The sequence below is a fragment of the Chromobacterium phragmitis genome, assembly GCF_003325475.1.
Lineage (GTDB): Bacteria > Pseudomonadota > Gammaproteobacteria > Burkholderiales > Chromobacteriaceae > Chromobacterium > Chromobacterium phragmitis.
Map to the genome: position 1 here is coordinate 1,730,496 of NZ_CP029495.1, position 9,393 is coordinate 1,739,888.

The following is a 9,393-nucleotide window of genomic DNA, read 5'->3' on the forward strand; positions in this document are numbered from 1 at the left end:
CGCGCTTTCCAAATCACCTCAACCGCCCGCCAGCCGCTAAAGAGCCCTACATGCCTTCACTGAACTACCTCGCCCCAGCCTTCGCCCGCGTCCACCCGGATTGGGAGGCCGTGCTGCGACAGCCCGCCATCGCCGCCCGCCTGGCCGACATCGACCGCCAGCTGGCCCAGCAGATCGAGACCGGCAAAACCCTGTTTCCCCCGGCGCCGCAGGCCTTCAACGCGCTGAGCTTTGCCTCGCCGGCCGACGTCAAGGTGGTGATCCTGGGCCAAGACCCCTACCATGGCGACGGCGAGGCGATGGGCCTGTCGTTCTCGGTGCCGGATGGCATCCGCGTGCCGCCGTCCCTGCGCAACATTTACAAGGAGCTGGCGGCCGATCTGGGCCTGGGCGTGCCGGCCGGCGGCGATCTCACCCACTGGGCGCAGCAGGGCGTGCTGCTGCTCAACAGCGTGTTCACCGTCGAGCGCGACAAGGCCGGCAGCCATGGCAAGCTGGGCTGGCAAGCCGTCAGCGACGCGCTGATCGACGCAGTCAACCGCGACAACCCCGGCTGCGTGTTCCTGCTGTGGGGCAATTGGGCGCAGACCAAGGCCGAACGCATCGACGCCGGCCGCCACCTAGTGCTGACCGCCGCCCACCCTTCCCCCTTGTCCGCCAGCCGAGGCTTCCACGGCTGCCGCCACTTCTCCCAGGTCAATGCCTGGCTGATCGCGCGTGGCCGCCAGCCGGTGCGCTGGGCCGCCCCCGCCGCGCAAAACAGCCTGTTTTGAGCGCCATCCTCCGCCGCGGCGCTTTGCGCGGCGGAGCGCTTGCCCTAAGCTAGTAGCTCCCTCACTTCCCCCATCCTCACCGTGGAAATATTGCTGCTGCTGGGCCTGGTCTTGTTGAACGCCGTATTCGCGATGGCCGAGATCGCCATCGTCTCCTCGCGCAAAGTCAGGCTGCAGCAAAAGGCCGACGACGGCCACAAGGGCGCGCGCGCCGCGCTGGCGCTGGCCTCCGAGCCCACCCGCTTCCTGTCCACCATCCAGATCGGCATCACCTCGATCAGCATCCTGTCCGGCGTCTACGGCGAGGCGGCGCTGTCCGAGCACCTGCGCGCGTACCTAAGCGGCTACGCGCCGCTGGCGCCGTACGCCAAGCCGCTGTCGGTGGCGCTGATGGTGCTGTTCATCACCACGCTGTCGCTGATCCTGGGCGAGCTGGTGCCCAAGCGGCTGGCGCTGTTGAACCCGGAGCGGGTGGCGATGGCGCTGTCCCGCCCCATGCTGCTGCTGTCGCGCGCCAGCGGCCCGCTGGTGCAGGTGTTCAGCCGCGTCACCGACGGCCTGCTGCGGCTGCTGGGCGCGAAGAAGAGCGACGAGCCGTCCATCACCGAGGACGAAATCCGCACGCTGATGGAACAGGGCGCCGACGAAGGCGTGTTCGACCGCGCCGAGCAAGAACTGGTGGAAAACATCTTCCGCCTGGACAACCGCAAGGCGGCCTCGGTGATGACGCCGCGCCAGGACGTAGTGATCCTGGATCTGGAAGACGGCCCGGAACGCAACCGCGAGCTGCTGCTGCGCCACCCGTTCAGCCATTTCCCGGTTTGCCGCGGCGACACCGACCAGGTGATAGGCGTGCTCAACGCCAAGACCCTGCTGGACCGCCTGCTCAAGGGCCGGATGCTGGACTTCTCCGCCGAGCTGACGCCGCCGCTGTACGTGCCGTCCACCTGCTCGCTGATGCAGTTGCTGGAGCAGTTCAAGCAGGCGCGCAGCCACAGCGCGCTGGTGGTGGATGAGTACGGCGAGCTGGAAGGCCTGGTGTCGATCAATGACGTGATGGAAGCCATCGTCGGCGATCTACCGGCCATCGCCGGCGAAGATGACGAGATCGTGCAAAGGGAGGACGGCAGCTGGCTGGTGGACGGCATGGTGTCGCTGGACCGCTTCCGCGAGTTCTTCGAGCTGGAATCCCAGCTGCCCGGCGAAGCCGGCGGCAATATCCATACCCTGGCCGGCGCGGTGATGTACCAGCTGGGACGCGTGCCCAGCGTCACCGACCGTTTCGAGTGGAACGGCTTCAGCTTCGAGGTGGTGGACATGGACCGCACCCGGGTGGACAAGATCCTGGTGCAGCGCCATCACCTGCCTCAGCCGGAGTTCGAGTCGATATGATCAAGCCGCGAGAAACTTCTCCATCTAGTCGCGCCTCTCATCTAGCGCGTACCCAAACCACTCGCCCAACTTAATGAAAAATCCCTTAGCCGATATCCTGTTCGCCCCCTCCTGCCCAGCCCATCTCAATGACTGGCGGAGTCTGCGCGCCGCGCTGTGGCCAGACTGCCCAGCCGATGAACATCAGCGGGAGATTGATGCGCAAATCGCCGAGCCTGCCCGTTACGCGGCGTTCATCGCCATGGATGCGGCCGGCGGCGCGGTTGGGCTGATTGAGCTGGCTATTCGCCATGACTACGTCAATGGAACCCACCATTCGCCGGTCGGTTTTGTCGAGGGGCTGTATGTCGCACCGGAACATAGACGCGCCGGCGTCGCCGTGCGGCTTCTGCGCGCCGCCCAAGCCTGGGCGCGAGATCGCGGCTGCGTGGAGCTCGCTTCCGACACAGCCTTGGACAATATCGTCTCCCAAACCGCCCATCAGGCCCTGGGCTTCGAGAAAACCGAGCGCGTGGTGTTCTACCGGATGGCGCTGTAAACGCCCTCAGCGCGCCGCGCGCTGCGCCAGCCTGGCCTCCCCCTCACCGAACACCTCCAGCGTCGCCCAGGCGCCGTTGAGCAGGCTCCATTGCGGCGGCACGTGGCCGATGTCGGCATCCACCGCCACCTGATACGGCAAACCGTCCAAAGCGGCGCGCAACGCCCCCTCGTAGCCCAAGACATCGCCGTCGGCCGCGTCAGGGCCGCCGCTGCGGCCCAATACCAGTCCGGCGAGGCCATCCAGCGCGCCGGACAACCGCAGGCCCATAAGGGCCCTTAAAACGCCGCAGGGCGCGAGCTCGCAGTTTTCCAGGTACAGAATGGCCGGCTCCGCCTTGAACGCGTCCAGATCGAAATACGGCGTGCCCTGCAGCGCAACCAGCACGTCCAGGCAGCCGCCTATCAGCCGTCCCTCCATTTTTCCCGCGCCGCCGCCCAACAGGCGCGTCCGATTCGGAAATCGCCGGCCAGGCTCGCTCCAATGCCAATAATGTCCATGTTGCGACTGCTCAGGCGGCGTGCCGGCCTCCAGCGTCGCCAGCAGCGCTTCATGGCCGAACGCCCATTCCTTAAGCGGCAAATCCATCAGATTGGGTCCGTGCAGCGTGGCCCAGCCTGCCTGCAGCGTCAGCGGCGCCGTCAGCGTGGAGACGTCGGAGAAGCCGGCCAGCCATTTGGGCGGCAAGTCGGCCAAGGCAGCGAAATCCAGGCCCGGCAACAGCTCGATCGCCCGCTCGCCGCCCCAGGGCGGCAGGATGGCGCGGATCTCGGGATCGAACATGAAACGCTTGAGTTCCGCCAGCCGCGCCGCGGCGGGAGCGCTGGCATCGTGTTTTTCATCGCGCAGGCACTCTCCCTCCGCCACGCGATAGCCGCGGGCGCGCAATTCGTTCAGCGCGTCGTCCAGCCTGCCATGCAGCCGCGGATGGACGCCGGAGGAAAAGGCGGTGACGGCGATCGCGTCGCCGGGTTGGAGCGGAGCGGGAAAGCGAATGTCCATGGCTATGGTCCTGGCGATGGCGGGCAAAGAAAGCATGCGGACAACTGACCGCATGCCGAAAACGGATCCAGCGGCGGCGGTCAGCCCTGCCGCGGCAGATTGAGGGAAAACGTGATCGCGGTGCTGGCCTGCTGATAGCCCAGCCGTCGATAGAAGGCGTGAGCCCAGCTGCGGTGGATGCCGGAACGCAGCCGTATGCGCGGGTAGCCGCGCGCCTGCGCCCAGCGCTCGCAGGCTTCCAGCAGCATCCGGCCCAATCCCAGGCCGCGGCAGCCGGGATCGACGACGATGCCGCCTATCTCGACGTAACTGTCCGCTTCCAGGATATGGACGCCATGGCCGTGCGCCCAGCCCACCACCTCGCCGTCCAGCTCCGCCACCCAGACCCCGTTGTCGGGCTGGATGGACACTTTGGCGTAGCGGCCCGCCAACTGCTCGAAGCTGGTCGGGTAGTCGAGATCGCCGCACAGCCGCGCGACGGCGGCGATGTCGGCTTCCACCATTTCACGGATGAAGATCTGGTCCATTTGATCGGTTCCGAAGCAAAAACCCATGCTAAAGGAATCCGGCCGGCAAACCAAACGTCATTTGCGCAGCCGGCGCAGTTCGATCAGCTTCGCGTATTTGATGAAGCTGTTGCAGCAGCCGATGGCGATGTGCACCAGTCCGGGCAGGCCGTCCAGAAAGCCCAGGCGGACGAAATAGAACTTGAAGAAGCGCAACATCGGGCTGAGCAGCAGCTTGCCCGGACCCGCCTTCTTGCCGCGGGCGTGCAGCTGCTCGGCCTGCAGCGAGGTGTAGCGGTTCTGCTTGGACAGATACAGCGCGATGTCCTCGCCGGATTCGTGCATCAGGTCGCCGTCCAGCTTTTCCACAGCGTCTTCGCAGATCACGTATTCATGCACCGCGTCGTCCGACCAACGCGCGCGGCGGCGATCGAACAGGCGCAGCGACCAATCCGGGTAGCCCTCGCCGTGCTTCAGGAAACGTCCCATGAAACGATTGCAGCGCGGGAAGCGATAGGCGGCGGCTTGTGGATTCTCCAGCATCTTGTTGATAGACAAAGATAATTCCGGCGACAGGTACTCGTCGGCATCCAGGCACAGCACCCAGTCGTGGCTAGCCTGGCCGACCGCGAATTGCTTCTGCGGGCCGAATCCTAGCCATTCCTGGTGGATAACTTTGGCGTGATAGGTGGAAGCTATTGCCATTGTGTTATCGCTGCTGCCGGAATCCACAACCACGATCTCGTCCGCAAAGCTCACGCTCTGCAGACATTGTTCCAGTTGTTTGCCTGCATTTTTGGTGATGAGCACCGCGCTGACTGCTACTCGCATCTTTTCATGTATTCCCATTTATAAAATGAAGAAACTGGTAGAAGATGGCCCCTACCTGTTGATAAGTCATTTTATTCTTTTATTTTCAACGAATTGCGTTATCCGCTAACTTGTTGTCAGCCCATCGCGCAAGCAGGTGAGCAGTTGTGGATAACTTTGACGTTTGGGCAAAGGTTCCGTTTGTCCACAGCTCTCCATCCAGTTTTGCAGACAGGCTTGTGCATGGACTTTTTTGCTCGCAGCGCGTCTGTCCTCACCAGATTTTCATTAACGCAACTATAAAATGATGAAACTAATGAAGGTGGGCTTTTGGTGTGGACAATTGCGAAAAACCCCTCTGCTTCATAGGTTTGCCCTGTTGATAGGCATTGGATTATTGCATTGCACAATGGTCTGGCAAATTGTGGATAAATCTGGCCGGACTTATTCACAGCGGCTTATCCACAACCGGTCACGAGGGATTTTACTTGGTTAACCACAGGCCCGCTCGGGTACAATGCGCGCCATGATGAATGTGCTGATCGTGCGCACCTCGTCGATGGGCGACCTTATCCACACTTGGCCCGCCATCACCGAGTTGAAGACGCATTACCCGAATGTCCGGCTGACTTGGTTGGCGGAAGAGAGCTTTGCCGACATCGCCCGCCTGCATCCCCAGGTGGACGAAGTGCTGACGCTGAGTTGGCGCAGCTGGCGCCGGCGCTTGTGGCAACCTGCGGCCTGGCGCGAGCTGAAAGCCTTGAAGCGCAAGCTGCGGGACACCCATTTCGATCTGGTGCTGGACAGCCAGGGCCTGCTCAAGAGCGCGATACCGGCCCGCTGGGCGCAGGCGCCGCTGGCGGGGCTGGATTGGCCCAGCGCCCGCGAGTCGCTGGCCAGCCTGTTCTACGACAAGAAGCACAAGGTATCGCGGCTGCTGTCGGCGATAGACCGCAACCGGCTGCTGTTCGGCCTCAGTTTCGGCTACGCGCCGGACGGGCCGCCGCAATTCGGCATCCGCCGCGGCGAGCGGCCAAGCTGGATGCTCAGCGGCCGCTACGCAGTGCTGTTGCACGCGACCAGCCGCGCGTCCAAGGAATGGCCAGAGGCGAACTGGGTGGAGTTGGGAACCCAGTTGTCCGCCCATCACGACATGGTGACGGTGCTGCCCTGGGGCAACGACAGGGAAAAGGAGCGCGCCGAACGGCTGGCCGCGCGGCTGCCGGCCGCGGTGGTGGCGCCAAGGATGAGCCTGCTGGAGGCGGCCGGCTTGCTTGGCAACGCCTGCGCCGTCGTCGGCGTCGATACCGGCCTGGTGCACCTCGCCAACGCGCTGAACGTGCCGGTGGCGGCCATTTACACCGATACCGACCCGCAGCAGACCGGCGTGGTGGAAACGCCGTGGGCGACCAATCTGGGCAATATCGGCCAGTGCCCTACCGTGCAGGCCGTGCTGGAGGCGCTGCAGTCGCGGCGGGACTGGGCATGAGCTGGCAGCTGGCGCTGTACAACGGCTTGTGGCGGCTGCTGACGCCGCTGGCGCGGCGCTATCTGAAAAAACGGGCGCGCAAGGCGCCGGCCTATCGGGAACACTGGGACGAGCGTTTCGGACAGGCGTTGTCGCCCAAGGCGAAGGGCGCGATCTGGATACACGCGGTGTCGGTAGGCGAAACGCGCGCCGCGCAGCCTCTGGTGGCGGCGATCCGGCGCGAGTGGCCTGACGCGCCGCTGCTATTGACGCAGATGACGCCGACCGGCCGCGCCACCGCCGAGCAGCTGTACCCTGACGCCGAGGTGCGCTACCTGCCCTACGATTACCCGCAGGCCGCCGCCGATTTTCTGCGCGCCTACCGGCCGCGCTGCGGCGTGCTGATGGAAACCGAGATCTGGCCCAACCTGATCCACGCGGCGGCGGCGCAACAGGTGCCGCTGTTGCTGGCGAATGCCAGATTGTCGGAAAAATCGCTGAACGGCTATCGGAAAATAGCCGGGCTGATTTCTCCCGCCATTCGGAAATTTACCGCCATTGCCGCTCAAACGACTGAAGATGCCGACCGTTTGAAGAAATTGGGCGCGGAAAACGTAAGCGTCTGTGGCAGCAGCAAATATGATATTGAAGTGCCGCAAGCGCAGCGTCATCTTGCCGCCGCCTTCCGCGCGCGGCTGGGCGGCCGGCGGATGCTGCTGTGCGCCAGCACCCGCGAGGGCGAGGAGGCGCTGATTCTGGATGCCTGGCTGGCGGCCGGCGCGGCGACCGGCGACGCGCTGCTGGCCCTGGTGCCGCGCCATCCGGAGCGCTGGGACGAGGTGGAAAGATTGGCCGTCGAGCGCGGCTTGAAAACCCAGCGCCGCGGCGACGGCGCCGCCATCTCGGCCGACACCAGGGTGTGGCTGGGCGACAGCATGGGCGAGATGTTCGGCTATCTGGGCGCTTGCGATGTCGCTTTCATCGGCGGCAGCCTGTTGCCATTCGGCTGCCACAACCTGATCGAGCCGGCCCAGGTCGGCGTGCCGGCGTTGTTCGGACCGTCGGTATTCAACTTCCAGCAGGCGGCCGCCGATTCGCTGGCCGCCGGCGCGGGCCGCCAGGTGGGCGACGCGGCCGAGCTGGCGTCGGCCGCGCTGGCGCTGATGGATGATCCGGCCGCCGTCGAGGCGATGCGCCAGGGCGCGGCGCGTTTTCGCGACGCCCATCGCGGCGCCAGCGATCGGATGCTGGCGCTGATCCGCGAGGCGATGGCCGCCGCAAAATGAAAAACCGCCCGATTGGGCAGTTTTTTCAAGGAGGAGAGGGCGCGTTGGCGCGGGCTTAGCCGCCCAGCCACTTGGCCGACAGCCTGGCGAAGCCGCCGTCCTGCAGCCGTTGGCTCAGCCACTGGTCGACCCAGGCTTTCCAGCGCCAATCGTTGGGCAGCAGATAGGCCTTCTGCGAGAAATCGAATGGCTTGTCAGGGTGGATCGCGCACAGCTCCGGATGCAGCTTCTGCTGATAGCGGGTTTCCACCGCGTCGGTGACCATCGCATCGGCCTTGCCGTCGATGATTTGCTGGAAGATGCGGGTATTGTCGGGGAAAACCGTCAAAGCTGCGTCAGGCAGATGCTTGCGGGCGAAGCGCTCGTTGGTGCCGCCCGGATTGACCACCAGCCGGGTTTCCTTGCGGTTCAGCTGTTCCAGCGTCTGGAGGCGGGACGCGTTTTGGCAGCGGGCGATCGGCGTCTTGCCGTCGTTCAGGTAGGCGGCGGAATACAGCGCCTGCTTTTGCCGCTCCAGGCTGATCGAGATGCCGCTCATCGCGATGTCGAACTTGTCGTCGCGCTGGTCGCGCATCAACGTCGGCCAACTGGTGGGCACCAGTTTCAGCTTGACGCCCAGCGCGCGCGACAGATCCTCGGCCATGTCGATGTCCAGGCCGCGCCATTGGCCGCTGGCGGCGTCGCGGCCGCTGAACGGCAGATAATCGCCGGTGGTGCCGACGCGAAGCTCGCCGCGGGAGAGGATGTCTTCCAACCGGTCGGCCAGGGCGGCCGGGCTCAGCAGCAGCGCCGCCAGCGAGGCGGCCGCGAGTGCGCCGGCCCTCATTTGGCGGCTTCCTTGGGGTTCAGCGCAAAGGCGAACAGGTCGCGGCGATAGGTTTCCACCACCAGGCTGAACGGCGTGTTGCCGTCCTTGTACAGCACGGCGCGGTGCTGCAGCACATGTTCCGGGATCTCCAGGCCGCGTTTGGACTCTGCGGTTGGCAACGGGCGGCTTTCCCAGCCTTGCGGCAGCGGCGACCACAGCAGTTTCGCGCTTTCGGTGCGGCGGCTGAAGTTCAGCGCCTTGACCGCGGCGCCGAACGGGGTGTCGGTGGTGTCCAGCAGGCGGTTCATGTCGGCGGTCAGCCGCGACGGCACGTACCAGTTGTCGGCTTCGGACAGCACGCGCTCGCCGCAGGCCAGCTGCACGCGGCGATAGCCGATGGGCTCGTCGGCGCCCACTTGCAGCTGCCGGCGGATGTCGGCATCGGCCGGCTTGCGCGTGGCGGCGTCGCGCAGGGCGCGGATGCGCGGCTCGGCGGCCAGCTGGTGTTCGCCGCACCATTGCTGCAGCGTGCGGGTGGCGCTGGGATTGCTCAGCAGCGTGGCGTTCAGGCTTTGCAGCAGCGCCAGCGCCTTGACGCGGGTATCGGCGCCGTCCTGCCAGCCGGCGTAGGACCAGGCGTCGGCGCGCGCCTGGCCGGCGAGCAGCAGCGCGGCGGGCAGCATCCAGGCCAGCGCGCGCGCGGCGGTAGACTTCTTATGCTTCATGGTTTTTCGCGGACCTTAGGACAAAAACACTAAATAAACAGAATAGTAAACGCAAAGTTCCGCGCCGACTTGCAGATTCCGCTAA

10 protein-coding genes are annotated in these 9,393 nt (G+C 65.0%); 5 read left to right on the top strand and 5 right to left on the bottom strand.

Features of this window, described 5'->3' with window-relative positions:
* Nucleotides 1–50 precede the first annotated feature (50 nt).
* The 3 genes from DK842_RS08190 to aac(6') all read left to right on the top strand — a co-directional run bounded on the left by DK842_RS08190 (nt 51) and on the right by aac(6') (nt 2,703).
* The gene (locus tag DK842_RS08190) at nt 51–773 is read left to right on the top strand and encodes a uracil-DNA glycosylase (RefSeq protein ID WP_114061015.1); all 723 of its coding nucleotides are present in this window, start codon (nt 51–53) and stop codon (nt 771–773) included.
* An 81-nt stretch (nt 774–854) separates the two neighbouring features.
* Nucleotides 855–2,165, top strand: a complete 1,311-nt coding sequence (locus DK842_RS08195) for a hemolysin family protein (RefSeq protein WP_114061016.1) — start codon at nt 855–857, stop codon at nt 2,163–2,165.
* Nucleotides 2,166–2,238: 73 nt separating this feature from the next.
* Nucleotides 2,239–2,703 (top strand): aminoglycoside 6'-N-acetyltransferase, encoded by a 465-nt coding sequence (gene aac(6'), locus DK842_RS08200; protein ID WP_114061017.1) that lies wholly within the window; start codon nt 2,239–2,241, stop codon nt 2,701–2,703.
* Between the two features lie 6 nt (nt 2,704–2,709).
* Here aac(6') and DK842_RS08205 read toward each other — a convergent pair whose 3' ends face one another.
* From DK842_RS08205 to DK842_RS08215, 3 genes are all read right to left on the bottom strand, one after another.
* Entirely contained in the window at nt 2,710–3,705 is a 996-nt protein-coding gene (locus tag DK842_RS08205) for a S66 family peptidase (protein ID WP_168194848.1), read from the bottom strand.
* An 80-nt stretch (nt 3,706–3,785) separates the two neighbouring features.
* A complete protein-coding gene (locus tag DK842_RS08210) occupies nt 3,786–4,232 on the bottom strand; it encodes a GNAT family N-acetyltransferase (RefSeq protein ID WP_168194849.1) in 447 nt (148 codons plus the stop codon).
* 57 nt (nt 4,233–4,289) lie between these two features.
* On the bottom strand, nt 4,290–5,060 hold the full coding sequence (locus tag DK842_RS08215; protein ID WP_332835405.1) for a glycosyltransferase family 2 protein: 771 nt from the start codon (nt 5,058–5,060) through the stop codon (nt 4,290–4,292).
* Nucleotides 5,061–5,550: 490 nt separating this feature from the next.
* Between DK842_RS08215 and waaC the strand changes: the two genes are divergently transcribed.
* Nucleotides 5,551–6,510: a lipopolysaccharide heptosyltransferase I gene (waaC, locus tag DK842_RS08220; RefSeq protein WP_114063677.1), complete on the top strand. Its 960-nt coding sequence runs from the start codon at nt 5,551–5,553 to the stop codon at nt 6,508–6,510.
* Entirely contained in the window at nt 6,507–7,775 is a 1,269-nt protein-coding gene (gene waaA, locus DK842_RS08225) for a lipid IV(A) 3-deoxy-D-manno-octulosonic acid transferase (RefSeq protein ID WP_114061021.1), read from the top strand. Before waaC ends, waaA begins: the two co-directional genes overlap by 4 nt.
* Nucleotides 7,776–7,830: 55 nt before the next feature.
* Here waaA and DK842_RS08230 read toward each other — a convergent pair whose 3' ends face one another.
* Nucleotides 7,831–8,601 carry a transporter substrate-binding domain-containing protein gene (locus DK842_RS08230; protein WP_114061022.1) on the bottom strand — a complete coding sequence of 257 codons (771 nt, stop codon included), beginning with the start codon at nt 8,599–8,601 and terminating at the stop codon, nt 7,831–7,833.
* Nucleotides 8,598–9,308 carry a chorismate--pyruvate lyase family protein gene (locus DK842_RS08235; protein ID WP_232538634.1) on the bottom strand — a complete coding sequence of 237 codons (711 nt, stop codon included), beginning with the start codon at nt 9,306–9,308 and terminating at the stop codon, nt 8,598–8,600. Before DK842_RS08235 ends, DK842_RS08230 begins: the two co-directional genes overlap by 4 nt.
* Between the last annotated feature and the right edge of the window lie 85 nt (nt 9,309–9,393).